This window comes from Lysobacter sp. yr284 (assembly GCF_900107375.1).
GTDB lineage: Bacteria > Pseudomonadota > Gammaproteobacteria > Xanthomonadales > Xanthomonadaceae > Lysobacter.
In genome coordinates this window covers 97,310-111,365 of the sequence record NZ_FNPT01000015.1, presented here as the reverse complement: position 1 = coordinate 111,365, position 14,056 = coordinate 97,310, and the positions used below count along the sequence as shown (strand labels likewise).

Below are 14,056 nucleotides of genomic sequence, written 5' to 3'. Positions count from 1 at the left end.
GGTGGTTTGCGTCGTGGTTGCAGGGGCGCGGTCGCGGCTTGCGCCGCTCCTACAGGAAGCGGCCGCGGCATCGCCAGTGCAGCGAAACATGCGGATTCTTCGTATCCGCGCGTGTGCTTGCGCGCGATGGCCGCTTGCGTCGTGGTTGTGGAGGCGCGGTCGTGGCTTGCGCCGCTCCTACAGGAAGCGGCCGCGGCATCGTCAGTGCGGCGAAACATGCGGATTCTTCGTATCCGCGCGTTTGCTTGCGCGCGATGGCCGCTTGCGTCGCGGTTGTGGAGGCGCGGTCGCGGCTTGCGCCGCTCCTACAGGGACAGCGCCGGATCCGGGCGAAAAAAAGGGCGCGGCCATGCGGCCGCGCCCGGGCTTGCCCGCCCTTCAGGCGGAGAGGCTTACTTCTTGACCTCGAATTCCTTGCTCTGGACGACGTTGCCGTCCTGAGTGATCTCGACCTTGTACTTGCCTTCCGGGAAACCCTTCGGGCTGTTGATGCTGAACTCGGTCACGCCGCCGTTGGTGGCGTTGACGTCGACGGCCGGGTCTTCCTTGACGGTCTGGCCGTCCTGGAAGGTCCACTTGGCGCCGATCTTGGTCGCCACGGTGGCGGCCGGATCGGAGGTGTTGGTGGTGACCGAGGCGTGGACGGTGTCCTTCGGCTTGAACGTGGTCGCCGCGGCGGTGACCTTCTTGTCGGCGCCGACGGCGCTGCCCAGGTCGACGCTGGCGACGGTGGCGGTCGCGGCGACCGGCGCCGGGGCGGGTTCCGGAGCGGGCGCCGGAGCCGGGGTCTCGGCGGCCGGCGGCGGGGTCGGCGCCGGCTCTTCCTTCTTCTTGCAGCCCGCCAGCGCCAGCGAGGCGACCAGGGCGGCGGCGACGGCGTACGTGGTGCGATTGCGGATCAGCATGGTGGATCTCCTTGGAAAGACGTTGAAGTGGAAGGCGTTGCGGCGCGCATTCGCGCCTCGTCGCGGACGTTGTGCGTCAGTCGTTGACGGTCGGGATCTTCAGGACCTGGCCGGGCTGGATCTTGTCGGGATCGTCGAGCTGATCGCGATTGGCCTCGAAGATCGCGTTCCACTTGCTCGCCTTGCCGTAAACCTCTTTGGCGATGTGCGACAGCGTGTCGCCCTTCTGGACCGTGTAGGTCTGCTGGCCACCGCCGGTGATCTCGTCGGTCGAGCTCACGCCGCTCTGGACGTCGCTGAAATCGGCTTTCTCTTTGATTTCGTCGGTGCTCGACACACCGCTTTGCACATCGGAAAAATCGGCTTTCTTATCCGGGGTAGTCATGGGTAGAGGGCTCCTGCCGTGTTGGCGGGGGCACCATGACATGGGGCTTGTTAAAAAGACATAGCGCCCGCGTGAACTTTGATGATGAAACTGAATGGGGATATGACGGGCCGAAGCCCGTCGCGCGTGGCGTTGCGCGGCCGCATCGCTCGCGGGCACCGGCCGTGTGCCGGACCGAGGCGGCAGCGTGGTTACCGCCGCGCGGCCGCCGGCGCTGCCGGCGTGCCGATCACTGCCGCTCGTCGCGCCCCGCGGCCGGCGCCGCCAGGCCCGGGCTGCCGCGCCAGGGGTTGATGTCCAGGCCGCCGCGGCGGGTGTAGCGCGCCTCCACCGACAGCCACTGCGGGCGGGCGATGCGGGTCAGGTCGGCGTGGATGCGCTCGACGCATTGCTCGTGGAACTCGGCGTGGTCGCGGAACGAGACCAGGTAGCGCAGCAGGCCGGCGCGGTCCAGGCGCGGCCCGCGGTAGGCCACGACCACCCGCGCCCAGTCCGGCTGGCCGGTGACCGGGCAGTTGGACTTGAGCAGGGCCGAGCTCAGGGTTTCCTCGGCGATCTCGCCGGCGTCGGCGGACAGGTGTCCGGCGTTGGGCGGGCCGTAGTCGTCGATGGCCACGTCGAGACCGTCGATCGACTCAGCCGCGCCGTCGCCGTCGATGGGCGGCAGGCCGAAGACCACGGCGACCGGCGCGCCGGCGGCCGCGCCAAGGTCGCCGGCGAGGGTCTCGCGCACCGCCTGCGCGCTGTCGAAGCGGCTGGAATTGAAGGAGTTCAGGTACAGCTTGAGCGACTTGGACTCGATCAGGTGCGGCGAGGTCGCCGGCACCGACAGGGTCGCGGTGGCGACCTGCGGCTTGCCGCGCGGGTCCAGCCAGCTCAGTTCGTAGGCGTGCCAGCGGTCGTGGCCGACGAACGGCGGAGCGGCGTCGTCGACGCCGATGTGCTCGCGGCCGAGCGCGCGGGCGATGGGGAACAGCAGCGAGGCGTCGTACTCGCGCGGATAGTCGACGTGGCGGCCGAGGGGGAGTTCGTGGGCGGTCATGGCGGTATTTTAGCCGCTGGGGCGGGGTTCGCCCCGGGTTCGGGCTTGCGCCGGACGCCGATTGGCGCGGTCGCGGCTCGCGCCGCTCCTACAGGGAGCCCATGCAGGAGCGGCGCGAGCCGCGACCGCGACAACTCAACTACGCCGAAACTCCGGCCGTCCGCGCCCTCACCCCGCCTTCGGCGCGTTCAGATAATCCAGCGTCACCTGCAGCATCGCCCGCAGCCCCAGGTCCAGCGAGCTCTCGTCGAGCTTGAACTTCGGCGAGTGGTTGCTCGGCGCGGTCGCCGGGTCCACGCCCGGCTCGGTCGCGCCGACGAAGAAGAACATCGCCGGCACTTCCTTGGCGTAGTAGGAGAAATCCTCCGCGCCCATCACCAGCGGCATCTCGATCACGTTGGCCGCGCCGGCCGCCGCCTTCAGGCTCGGCAGCATGCGCGCGGTCAGCGCCGGGTCGTTGTAGGTGACCGGGTTGCCGTCCTGGTCGGGCACCTGCGCTTCGGCGCTGGCGCCGTGCGCGGCGCTGACGTGTTCGGCGACGTTCTTGAGGTCGGCGAAGATCGCCTGGCGCATGCCGTCGTCGAAGGTGCGGATGGTGCCGATCATCTCCACGTCGTCGGGAATGATGTTGTAGCGGATGCCGCCCTTGATCGCGCCGAAGGTCACCACCGCCGGCAGCTTGGCGATGTTGGTGCGGCGGCTGACGATGGTCTGGGCGCTGCCGATCACCTCGGCGGCGGCGACGATCGGGTCGACGCCCATCCACGGCGTCGAGCCGTGGCTCTGGCGGCCCTTGATCTTGATGGTGAAGCGGTCCGACGCCGCCATCAGCGGGCCGCCGCGCACGCCGAGCTGGCCGGCGTTCAAGGTCGAGAACACGTGCAGGCCGAACACGGCCTCGGGCTTGAAGTCCTTGAACAGGCCGTCCTTGAGCATCAGCGAGGCGCCGCCTTCCTCGTTCGCCGGCGCGCCCTCCTCGGCCGGCTGGAACACCAGCATCACCTGGCCGGGCAGGTCCTTCTTCATCGCCACCAGCGCATCGGCGATGCCGAGCAGGATGCCGGTGTGGGCGTCGTGGCCGCAGGCGTGCATGACCCCGACGGTCTCGCCGCGGAAGCTCGCGGTGGCCTTGGACGCGAACGGCAGGTCGACCTGTTCGGTCACCGGCAGCGCGTCCATGTCCGCGCGCAGCGCGATCTTCGGGCCGGGCTTGCCGCCTTCGACGATCGCCACCACGCCGTGCCGGGCGATGCCGGTGCGCGGCTTGAGCCCGAGCTTGCGCAGGTGCTCGGCGACCTTGGCCGCGGTGCGTTCCTCGCGGTTGGACAGCTCCGGGTTCTGGTGGAAGTCGCGGCGCCAGGCGATCACGTCGGCCTTGACCTTGGCCGCGGCGGCGGCGACCTCGGGGCGTTGCGCCGCTTGCGAGGAGGCCGATTGCGCCGAGGCGGCCAGCGGCAGCGCGGCCAGCGCGGAACAGGTCAGGGCGCAGCTCAGCGCGACGGACAGCGGACGCTTCATCGACGGACTCCGGCGGGAAAGTCCCGATGCTAGCCGATGCGGCGGGTCCGGGCTGCGCGACGTTGGTCGCGAGAACTTACAGCGCCGTCCTCACAATTCGATCAGGCCCGGCGCGGGATCCAGCGGCGAGCCGAATCCGAGCGCGACATACGCCTGTTCGGTGTAGCGCTGGCGCCGCGTCGGCCGGCCCAGGCGCCAGCGCAGCTGCAGCACCGCCACCGGCAGCCAGATCGCCGCGTCGATCAGCCCCACCAGCGCCGCGACGTCGGCGAGCGTGCGCTGCCACGGCGTCGAAGCGCCGATGGCGAAGCCGAAACCCGGTATCGCCGCGCACGCCAGCAACGACAGGGCCAGCGTCCACCACAGCGACGCGCGCAGCATGCGCGGGGTGTAGCCGACCGGGGCGATGTCCATCGCGAGCCAGCGGAACGCGCTGTGGCAGGCATACGCGGCGCCGTCCTCGAGGTTGCGCAGCGCCACCACCGCGCCGCCCTCGGCCCGCTGCGCGTCGCCGCGCGCGTTGTCGCGGTAGCGCTGGGCGAGCAGCTCGACCCGGTCGCCTTCGGCCAGCGGCGGCGTCGCCGGGCCGGCCGGCGCCAGCGGCACGTACAGCGCCAGGCGCCGGCGGTCGAGGTCGAAGCGATAGACCGCGAATTCGACCCGCCCGCCGTGGCGGCCGCCGGGATTGAGCAGTTCCACCGTGCGCTGCAACCGCTGCACCGTGCCGCTGAGGCGCAGCGGCGCGGCGGCGTCGCCGCGCGTGCCGATCGCGGGTTCGTCCACGCCTCAGGGTCCGTACAGGTAATCCAGCGCCACCTGCAGCATCGCCTGCGTGCCGACCTCCAGCGCGCCCTCGTCGAGCATGAAGTTCGGCGAGTGGTTGATCGGCGCCTTGGCCGCGTCGCTGCCCTTCGCGGTCGAGCCGACGAAGAAATAGAAGCCCGGCACGGTGTTGGCGAACTGGGAGAAATCCTCGGCCACGGTCACCAGCCCGGACTCGACCACGTTGGCCTCGCCGGCCGCGCGCCGCAGCGACGGCAGCGCGCGGCGGGTCAGCGCGGCGTCGTTGATCGTGGCCGGGGCGTTGTTGACCACCGCCAGTTCGGCGCTGGCGCCGGCGGCGTGCGCGTAATCGTCGGCGGTGCGGCGCAGGCGCGCGATCACGTCCTCGCGCACGGCCGGGTCGAAGGTGCGCAGGGTGCCGACCAGCCGGGCTTCGTCGGGAATGATGTTGAAGCGCACGCCGCTGTTGAACTGGCCGGCGGTCAGCACCACCGGGGTCGCGGCGATGTTGACCTGGCGCGCGATCATGCTCTGGCTGGCGAGCAGGATCTGCGCGCCGACGGTGATCGGGTCGACCCCGTCCCACGGCCGCGAGCCGTGGGTCTGCTTGCCGCGCACGGTCAGGCTCCATTCGTCGGCGCTGGCCAGCATCGGGCCGCTGCGGTAGCCGACCTGGCCGACGTTGAGCCCGGCCCACACGTGCAGGCCGAACACCGCATCGGGCTTGAAGTCCTTGAACACGCCTTCATCGAGCATGAGCCTGGCGCCGAACGGCTGGCCCGCGGTCGGCGGGCCTTCCTCGGCCGGCTGGAACACGAACATCACCTCGCCCGGCAGCCGTTGCTTCTGCGCCGCCAGCGCGGTGGCGACGCCGAGCAGGATCGCCACGTGCGCATCGTGGCCGCAGGCGTGCATGACCCCGACCGGCTGGCCGCGGTAATCGGCGGTGACTTTGGACGCGAACGGCAGGCCGGCCGGTTCGGTCACCGGCAGCGCGTCCATGTCGGCGCGGATGGCGATGCGCGGGCCCGGCTTGCCGCCCTTGAGCACCGCCGCCACGCCGGTGTGGGCGATGCCGGTGCGCGGCTGCAGGCCGAGCTTGCGCAACTGGTCGGCGACGAGCTTGGCGGTGCGCACTTCGTGCTGGCCCAGCTCGGGATGCTGGTGGATGTCGCGGCGCCAGGCCACGACCTGGGTCTGCACCGATTGCGCGGCCTGCGCGACCGCGGCGGGCGCGGCGTCCTGGGCGAAGGCGGGTGCGACGAAGGCGAGCGCCAGCGCGGCGAGCGCCGGGGTGGGGAAGGAACGGGACATCGCAGGACTCCGGCGCGAAGCGAAAGGGAAGGGTGGGATCGCTGTTGTGGGAGGGGCTTCAGGGCCGATGCTCTGGTGTCCGATCGCGGCGATCGGAGCGAAAAGCGTCGGGCCTGAAGGCCCTCCCACAAGAGCCATCTCCGCCGTCGCAGCGACCGATGCTAAGGCCGAAGCCGTGGCCGGCGATACCCGCGGCGGCGCGGCGCCGCGCCGCGGGAGGCCGGTCCGTGGCCCCGTGATCGCAGTCACGGGCGGCGGCGACCCCCGCGCGCATGCTGTCGCTGGCCGTTCCGGCCCGCCGACCAAGGAGCAGGTTCGCATGCCTTCGATCCGCCGCCCCACCCTGATCTTCGCCGCCGCGTTCGCGCTCGCCGCCGGTTTCGCCGGCAGCGCCACGGCCCAGCGCAATTGCAGCATCTGCACCGGCATCTACGACAACTGCATGGCCAAGCCCGACGCCAGCGAGTTCGAGTGCGTGCTCGAACACAACCGCTGCGCAAAGTCGCTGGGCTGTCCGTTCAAGCCGCAGACCTGAGCACCGCCGGCGCGCGCGCGTCCCGCTGCCGGCGCATCCGGCCGCGGGCGCATCCGCCGCCGGCGTCCACGCGGCCGCCGTCGCCACGGCGCGCGGCCGCCCCGACCAAGGAGAAGGTTCGTATGGGTTCCATTCGCCGCAAGACGTTGTTCCTCGCCTTGTCCGTATTCGCCGCCGGCTTCGCCGGCAGCGCGTTCGCGCAGCGCGATTGCAGCTGGTGCACCGCCATCTACGACAACTGCATGGTCCAGCCCGATGCCGACCAGGGCCTGTGCGCGCGCGAGCACAACCGCTGCGCCGAGCCGATGAACTGCCCGCTGATGCCGGAGTTCTGACGCGCGCCGCCGGCCGTTGGTTCCACGACCAAGGAGAAGGTCCCATGATTCCGACCCACCGCAATACCCTGCACGCCGCGTTCGTCGCGTTCGCGTTCGCCGCCGGTTTCGCCGGCAGCGTCGCGGCGGCCAAGCCCGATTGCAGCCCGTGCATCGCGATCTACGACAACTGCATGGCCCGGCCCGACGGCAACATGGAGATCTGCGCACGCGAGCACAACCTCTGCGCCGGGCCGCTCGGGTGTCGGTATCTGCCCGAGTAGCGCATCGCGCGCCGGCGCGCGCCGCCGACCGGCGGCCGCGCCTTGCACGCCTGCGTGTCCACGGCCGGGGAGACGGTCCGCACGCGTCGTATCCGCCACAGGACCCGGTTCCTCGCTGCGCTCGCGCTCGCCGCCGGTTTCGCCGGCAGCGCGCTCGCGCAGAAGACCTGCGCGATGTGCAGGGACAATTTCGACGATTGCCTCGCCGGCCGGGTCGTCGACCGCGGCGAGTGCGTCGGCCGCTACAACGCCTGCGCCGGTTCGATGGGCTGGCCGATGATGCCGGCCGAGTGATCCGCCCGCGCCGTCCGGCAGGCGGCCGCGGCCGCTGCGCCGGATGCGCGCGGGCGGCGCCGGCTCAGACGTCGTGCGCGTACGCGGGCAGCGGCGCCAGCGGCGAACCCAGGCCGAGCGCGGCGTAGACCCGTTCGGTCAGCCGCTCGCGCGCGTTGGCGCGGCCGCTGCGCCAGCGCCGGCGCGACCACGCGTACGGCAGCACGATCGCCGCGATCATGGCGAGGAACACGGCTGCGAAGAACCCGGCCCGTTCGAGCGAACGGCCGGCTTCGTCCGGGTCGAAGCCGAACACGAAGTAGCACAGCGTCGTTGCGACCAGCGCGACTGACGCGCCGCTGGCGCCGCGCAGGCGATAGCTGCGCGCGGTGAAGCCGGTCAGCGCGTGCTCGCCGGCGGGGTCGCCGCCGGCCTGCAGGCGGAACGCGCCGTGAGCGATGTAGACCCGCCCGTCTTCGAGATTGCGCAGCGCGTACACCGAGTCGGCCTCGGCCCGTTCCTGCGCCGGCACCAGCACTTCGACCCGGTCGCCCATCGCCAGGAACGGGGTCGGATAGCCGGGGCCGTGCAGCGCGCGCAGGCTGAGGTAACGCCCGCACAGCGCGAACCGGTAGTCGTCCATCAGCAGCATGCCGCTGCCCTCGCCGTGCAGGCCCTGGCTCGACCACGGCATCGGCAGGCGGCCGTGCAGGCGTTGCAGCGCGATGGTCCCGGCGGCGGCGTCGGCCAGCGTTTGGGCCCATTCGCGGTCTTGCAGCGCGCGCGCGGCGTCGCGTGCGCTTCGCCGCAGCGCCGCGCTGCGCAGCCGCCGCGACCACGCGCGGTGCTGCTTGCGCATCGCGGCGATGGCGTGGACCAGGTTCTGCTCGGAAGCCGCCCGCAGCGGCTGGCGCCTGCGATGGCGCAGCCAGGTCGCGGCCAGGGGCGCGAGCATCGCGACGATGCCGGCGGTACCGCCCAGCGCAATCAGCAGCAGCAACATCCAGCCCAGCCCCGCATGCGCCTGCGGCATCGCCACGGCGCTCCAGATCGACCACAGCGCCAGCACCGGCAGCCACGGCATCGCCTGGGCCCGCGCGAACCTGCGTTCAAGCGCGGCCGGCACCGGAACCAGGCCGGCGCTGCCGGCGGCCACCGCCCAATGCGCCTCGCGGCGGCCGTCGGCGTGCACCAGCACGCCCATGCGCACCGGCAGCGCGTTCAGCGCCATGCGCTGCAGCGCCTGCCAGGCGAAAGGCGCGTTGAAGGCGTCGCGGGTGCTGCCGTGCACTTGCCGGCCCGCGATCCAGGCGATGAAGCGGCCGTCGGCCGCGGCGGTCAGGCGCAGTCGTTCGATCGGTCCTTCGAACTGTTCGATCGACACCGGCAGAGGCTGGAACATGCGGGCGCTTCCTGCGCTGGCGGCCGGCGGCGCGGGCCGGCGGCGGTGGGGAGAGGCCGGGCGCATGCCGCGGCGGCGAACGCCGTCGGCCGCGGTCGTGGTTGCGGCGGCCGCGCCGTCCGGGCGCATCGTCATCAATGCCGGCGCGGGCGTCAATCGGGTCCGGTGCGGGCCGATTCGGTGCGCGGCTGTGGTGCGCGGCCGGCGCGGATTCGATGCAAGGTTCGCGGCGCGCGGGCGAGGACGCCTGGACCCAGACGGCGGCCCTAGGCGCAAGGCGGCGGGTAGGGTGGTGGGCGGAAGGGATCGCGCACGGCGGCCGGCGGAAGCGACCGAGGCAGGGGACTGGGAAGCGCCGGCGCCGGGCGCTGCCTGGGCCTGGCCCGTCTGACGGGGTCAGCCCCATCCGGCCCGCCATGCCGCACCGGCCACGGCGTTGCCGGCAGACCCGCGCGCGCCTACAATTGAGAATCATTATTGTTTAGGGCGGGCCCGCGCCGGCCCCGGCGCGTTGCCTCCGCTTGCGCTGTCGCGCCAAGGACGGTGAGCGCACTCCTTCCTTTCCCTGTCCTCAGGCCGCTATCGATGCCTTTCTCCCGTGCCGTCCCCACTTCCTGCCGCGCGCGCCTGCCGCGCGCGATCCGCGCGGCGCTGCCCGGCCTGCCGCTGGCCCTGGCCGCCTTCGCCGCGGCCGCGCAGCAGGCGCCCGCCGATCCCACCACCCTCGACAACGTCCAGGTCCAGGCGCCGATCGCCAAGCGCAGCCAGACCGTGACCAAGACCGACACCCCGCTGATCGAGGTGCCGCAGTCGGTGTCGGTGATCACCGCCCAGCAAATGCGCGAGCGCGGCATCCAGGGCATCGAAGAGGCGGTCTGGTACACCGCCGGCGCCCAGGGCGGCGGCTACGGCCAGGACACCCGCAGCGACTGGCTGCTGGTGCGCGGCTTCAGCCCGGCGCGCTACATGGACGGGCTGACCCTGACCGACGGCGTCTGGACCGGCGGCACCCGCATCGAACCCTACGGCCTGGAGCGGCTGGACGTGCTCAAGGGGCCGTCGTCGGTGGCCTACGGCGCGATGCCGCCGGGCGGCCTGGTCAACATGGTCAGCAAGCGGCCGACCGACGAGGTGTTGCGCGAAGTCGAAGTGACCCTCGGCAATTACGACCTGCGCCAGGCCGCGTTCGATTTCGGCGGCCCGCTCAGCGCCGACGGCGTGTGGTCGTACCGCCTCACCGGCCTGGCCCGCAACAGCGACAACATCGTCGATTACGTCAAGGACGACCGCTATTTCTTCGCCCCGGCGCTGAGCTGGAAGCCGAGCGAGGACACCGAACTGACCGTGCTCGCGCGCTGGCAGAAGGCCGACACCGCGCAGGGCGGCGGCTTCCTGCCCGCGGCCGGCACCGTGCTGCCGAACCCGCACGGCAAGATCCCGCGCGAGCGCTACACCGGCGAGCCGGGCTGGAACGACTACGTCAAGACCATGCGCTCGCTGGGCTACGAGTTCCGCCATCGCTTCAGCGACGCGGTGACGTTCCGGCAGAACCTGCGCTACGGCAAGGTCGATGTCGATCACGACGCCGGCGTCGGCGCGTTCGGCCTGCAGGACGACCTGCGCACGCTGACGCGCTACTACTTCCCGCTGGAGGAAGAGTCCAAGTCGTTCGCGGTCGACAACAACGTCGAATGGAAGTTCGGCACCGGCGCCTGGGACCACACCCTGCTCGCCGGCATCGACTACCGCCGGCTGGAAAGCGACTACCGCTCGGCGTTCGCGTTCGGCGCGCCGCCGCTGGACATCTTCAACCCGGTGTACGGCGCGCCGATCGTCAAGCCGGCCTACACCTCGCGCCAGGACAAGGTCCAGCAGCAGCTCGGCGTGTACGTGCAGGACCAGATCCGCATCGACCGCTGGGTGATCACCGCCGCCGGCCGCCAGGACCGCGTGCGCACCCGCACCGACCAGCTGCTGGCCACGCCGGCGACGCGCGAGCGCCAGAGCGACAGCAAGTTCTCCGGGCGGCTGGGCGTGAACTACCTGTTCGACTCGGGCTGGGCGCCGTACCTGGCGTGGTCGCAGTCGTTCGAGCCGACCGTGGGCGTGGACTTCTTCGGCCGTTCGTTCAGGCCGACCACCGGCGAGCAGATCGAAGCCGGGCTGAAGTTCCAGCCCGCCAGCGGCCGCGCGCTGCTGACCCTGGCCGCGTACGAGATCAAGCAGAAGAACACCCTCACCGTCGATCCCGCCCACACCTTGTTCTCGATCCAGCAGGGCGAGACCCGGGTGCGCGGCGCCGAGCTGGAAGGGCGCTGGAACTTCGCCAACGGCCTGAGCGTGTACGGCGCCTACACCTACACCGATTCGCAAGTCACCAAGACCAACGACGCCGGCGCGCTGGGCAAGCAGATCGCGCTGCAGCCGCGCAACGTCGCCTCGCTCGGCGCGGACTACAGCATCGGCTACGGCGCGCTGTCGGGCCTGGGCTTCGGCGCGGGCGTGCGCTACACCGGCGATCACTACGGCGACACCTACAACCAGTGGAAGACGCCGTCGTACACCCTGTTCGATGCGTCGGTGCGCTACGACCTGGACGCGTGGCGGTTCCAGCTCAACGCCAGCAACCTGAGCGACAAGGAATACGTCGCGGTGTGCAACAGCGCGACGTGGTGCTACTACGGCTATCCGCGCACGGTGACGGCGTCGGTGCGGTATCGCTGGTGAGGGTTGCGGACGCGGTCGCCCCGGAGGTTCGGGGCGGGCGGTTTCGTCGTAATTGAAGTGTCGCGGTCGCGACTCGCGTCGCTCCTACAGTCGCTGCGTTGCGGCATCGCGCCCTGTAGGAGCGACGCGAGTCGCGACCGCGCAGCGACCGGTCGCGCCGCAACCGCGACCCGCATAAAAAACGGGACGCGGCGTCGCCGCCGCGTCCCGCGCGCGCGGCTCAGCGACCGATCATCGCCATGCCCGCTTCGGTGTAGCGCTCGCCCGCCGCCGCGCCGGGCGCGAACACCGCGTCCAGGCGGGCCAGCTCGTCGGCCGAGAGCGTCACTTCGACCGCGCCGAGGTTGTCGTCGAGGTACTTGCGCCGCTTGGTGCCGGGGATCGGCACGATGTGCTCGCCCTGCGCCAGCACCCAGGCCAGCGCCAACTGCGCCGGCGTGCAGCCCTTGGCCGCGGCGAGGTCCCGGGCCTGCTGCGCCAGTTCGAGGTTGCGGGCGAAGTTGTCGCCCTGGAAGCGCGGCGTGCTGAGGCGGAAGTCGTCGCGGCTGAGGCTGCCGGTGTCGGTGATCGCGCCGGTCAGGAAGCCGCGGCCGAGCGGGCTGTAGGGCACGAAGCCCACGCCCAGGCGCGCGCAGGTCTCCAGCACGCCGTTGCGTTCCGGATCGCGCGTCCACAGCGAGTATTCGCTCTGCACCGCGGCGATCGGATGCACTGCCTGGGCGCGTTCGAGGGTCTGCGCGGACGGCTCGGACAGGCCGAGGTAACGCACCTTGCCCTGCGCCACCAGCTCGGCCATCGCGCCGACGGTGTCCTCGATCGGCACGTTCGGATCGACCCGGTGCTGGTAGTACAGGTCGATGCGGTCGGTGCGCAGGCGCTTGAGGCTGCCCTCGACCGCGCTGCGCACGTACTCGGGACGGCCGCTGACGGTGCGCGCGCCGGGGTTGGCCGGGTCGGTCACGAAGCCGAACTTGGTCGCCAGGAACACCTGCTCGCGACGGCCCTGCAGGAAGCCGCCGAGCAGTTCTTCGTTGGTGTGCGGGCCGTAGATGTCGGCGGTGTCGAGGAAGCTCATGCCGCGCTCCAGGGCGCGTTCCAGCGTGGCCAGCGATTCGCCCTGGTCGGCGGCGCCGTAGGCGAAGCTCATGCCCATGCAGCCCAGGCCGAGCGCGGAGACGGTGGGGCCGTTGCGGCCGAGGCGGCGGGTCGGAAGCGTAGTCATTGCGCGAGTTCTCCGTGATCGGGGGGGGAGAGGCGGGGCGCGGCGGGTGGGGGGCCGCCGCGGCGCCCGGGAGGGCGTGCAGGCACTGTAGGCCCGTGCCATTGCGCGAAAAACCGGCTTAGTCCTCATGCGTCATGAAGATATTCTTCATAATCGGTCGCAGGTCCCGCCGGAGCCGCCGCCATCGCCGCCCATCCCCTGCCCGCCGTGCTCGGCTTCGCCCGGGTCGCCCACTTCGGCAGCTTCACCCGCGCCGCCGCCGAGCTGGAGGTCTCGCCCTCGGCCCTGTCGCAGAGCGTGCGCGCCCTGGAAACCAAGCTCGGCGTGCGCCTGCTCAACCGCACCACCCGGCAGGTGGCGCTGACCGAGCACGGGGCGCGCTTCCTCGAACGCATCCAGCCCGGACTGGCGCAGATCCAGGCCGCGTTCGACGATCTCGACGAGGTCCGCCACCGCCCCACCGGCCGGCTGCGCATCAACGTCGGCCGCACCGCGCTGCGGATCATGATCGAGCCGAAGCTGCCGGCGTTCATGGCGCTGTACCCGGAGCTGGAGGTGGAACTGTTCGCCGACGACACCCTGGCCGACCTGGTCGGCGAAGGCTTCGACGCCGGCATCCGCCTCGGCGAGAGCCTGGCCCGCGACATGGTCGCGCTGCCGTTCGGCGGGCCGCAGCGGCAGGTGATCGTCGGCTCGCCGGCGTACTTCGAACGCTACCCGCGGCCGCACGCGCCACAGGACCTGGCCGGGCACGACTGCATCCGCCTGCGCCTGCCCGGCGCGCGGCGCCTGTACCCCTACGAGTTCAGCCGCGACGGCCGCGATTTCGACGTCGAAGTGCAGGGCCGGCTGATCCTCAACGAAGGCTCGCACATCCTGTCGGCGGCGCGCGCGGGGCTGGGCCTGGCGCAGGTGTTCGAACCGTCGGCGCGCGCCGACCTGCGCGCAGGCCGGCTGATCGAGGTGTTGTCGCAGTGGCTGCCGCCGTTTCCGGGATTCCACATCTACTACCCGGCGCGCAAGCAGCTGCCGATGAAGCTGCGGGTGTTCGTGGATTTTCTGCGCGCGCAGACGTGGGACTAGCGGTTGGCGCGAATCTTCGCCGACGCGAACGCTGCAACGCAGCGACCGCGGGGTAGCCGGTCGCGCCGCAAGCGCGGTGTCGCGGTTGCGGCTTGCGCCGCTCCTACAGGCAGATCGCGGGACTTTTCGTCGGCGGGGAAGTTGCAACGCAGCGACTGTGGGAGCTGCGCAAGCTGCGACCGCGGGGTAGCCGGTCGCGCCGCAAGCGCGGTGTCGCGGTCGCGGCTTGCGCCGCTCCTACAGGAGATCGCGGGACTTTTTCGTCGGCG

13 protein-coding genes are annotated in these 14,056 nt (G+C 71.5%); 5 read left to right on the top strand and 8 right to left on the bottom strand.

Features of this window, described 5'->3' with window-relative positions:
* Positions 1-392: 392 nt before the first annotated feature.
* From BLV01_RS18925 to BLV01_RS18900, 6 genes are all read right to left on the bottom strand, one after another.
* A complete protein-coding gene (locus tag BLV01_RS18925) occupies positions 393-905 on the bottom strand; it encodes a hypothetical protein (protein ID WP_091803503.1) in 513 nt (170 codons plus the stop codon).
* Positions 906-981: 76 nt separating this feature from the next.
* Positions 982-1,290, bottom strand: a complete 309-nt coding sequence (locus BLV01_RS18920) for a LysM peptidoglycan-binding domain-containing protein (protein WP_091803500.1) — start codon at positions 1,288-1,290, stop codon at positions 982-984.
* Positions 1,291-1,519: 229 nt separating this feature from the next.
* On the bottom strand, positions 1,520-2,332 hold the full coding sequence (gene queF, locus BLV01_RS18915) for an NADPH-dependent 7-cyano-7-deazaguanine reductase QueF (protein ID WP_091803497.1): 813 nt from the start codon (positions 2,330-2,332) through the stop codon (positions 1,520-1,522).
* Between the two features lie 168 nt (positions 2,333-2,500).
* Positions 2,501-3,850, bottom strand: a complete 1,350-nt coding sequence (locus tag BLV01_RS18910) for a M20 family metallopeptidase (RefSeq protein ID WP_091803494.1) — start codon at positions 3,848-3,850, stop codon at positions 2,501-2,503.
* Between the two features lie 90 nt (positions 3,851-3,940).
* Complete coding sequence (locus BLV01_RS18905; protein WP_091803492.1) at positions 3,941-4,633, bottom strand: hypothetical protein; 693 nt, start codon at positions 4,631-4,633, stop codon at positions 3,941-3,943.
* A gap of 3 nt (positions 4,634-4,636) precedes the next feature.
* Positions 4,637-5,947, bottom strand: coding sequence for an amidohydrolase (locus tag BLV01_RS18900; protein ID WP_091803489.1), 1,311 nt, complete (start codon positions 5,945-5,947; stop codon positions 4,637-4,639).
* A gap of 319 nt (positions 5,948-6,266) precedes the next feature.
* Between BLV01_RS18900 and BLV01_RS18895 the strand changes: the two genes are divergently transcribed.
* From BLV01_RS18895 to BLV01_RS18885, 3 genes are all read left to right on the top strand, one after another.
* Positions 6,267-6,482, top strand: coding sequence for a hypothetical protein (locus tag BLV01_RS18895; RefSeq protein WP_091803486.1), 216 nt, complete (start codon positions 6,267-6,269; stop codon positions 6,480-6,482).
* 122 nt (positions 6,483-6,604) lie between these two features.
* Entirely contained in the window at positions 6,605-6,817 is a 213-nt protein-coding gene (locus BLV01_RS18890) for a hypothetical protein (RefSeq protein WP_091803482.1), read from the top strand.
* 44 nt (positions 6,818-6,861) lie between these two features.
* Positions 6,862-7,080 (top strand): hypothetical protein, encoded by a 219-nt coding sequence (locus tag BLV01_RS18885; protein WP_091803478.1) that lies wholly within the window; start codon positions 6,862-6,864, stop codon positions 7,078-7,080.
* Positions 7,081-7,438: 358 nt separating this feature from the next.
* Here the strand turns inward: BLV01_RS18885 and BLV01_RS18880 are convergent, their stop codons facing one another.
* Positions 7,439-8,755 (bottom strand): hypothetical protein, encoded by a 1,317-nt coding sequence (locus BLV01_RS18880; RefSeq protein ID WP_091803473.1) that lies wholly within the window; start codon positions 8,753-8,755, stop codon positions 7,439-7,441.
* A gap of 585 nt (positions 8,756-9,340) precedes the next feature.
* Here BLV01_RS18880 and BLV01_RS18875 point away from each other — a divergent pair.
* On the top strand, positions 9,341-11,482 hold the full coding sequence (locus BLV01_RS18875; RefSeq protein ID WP_091803470.1) for a TonB-dependent siderophore receptor: 2,142 nt from the start codon (positions 9,341-9,343) through the stop codon (positions 11,480-11,482).
* A 220-nt stretch (positions 11,483-11,702) separates the two neighbouring features.
* On the opposite strand, the gene BLV01_RS18870 is transcribed toward BLV01_RS18875, so the two are convergent.
* A complete protein-coding gene (locus BLV01_RS18870; protein ID WP_091803467.1) occupies positions 11,703-12,704 on the bottom strand; it encodes an aldo/keto reductase in 1,002 nt (333 codons plus the stop codon).
* Positions 12,705-12,911: 207 nt separating this feature from the next.
* Here BLV01_RS18870 and BLV01_RS18865 point away from each other — a divergent pair, with 207 nt between their 5' ends.
* Entirely contained in the window at positions 12,912-13,787 is an 876-nt protein-coding gene (locus BLV01_RS18865; RefSeq protein WP_343124249.1) for a LysR family transcriptional regulator, read from the top strand.
* Positions 13,788-14,056 lie beyond the last annotated feature (269 nt).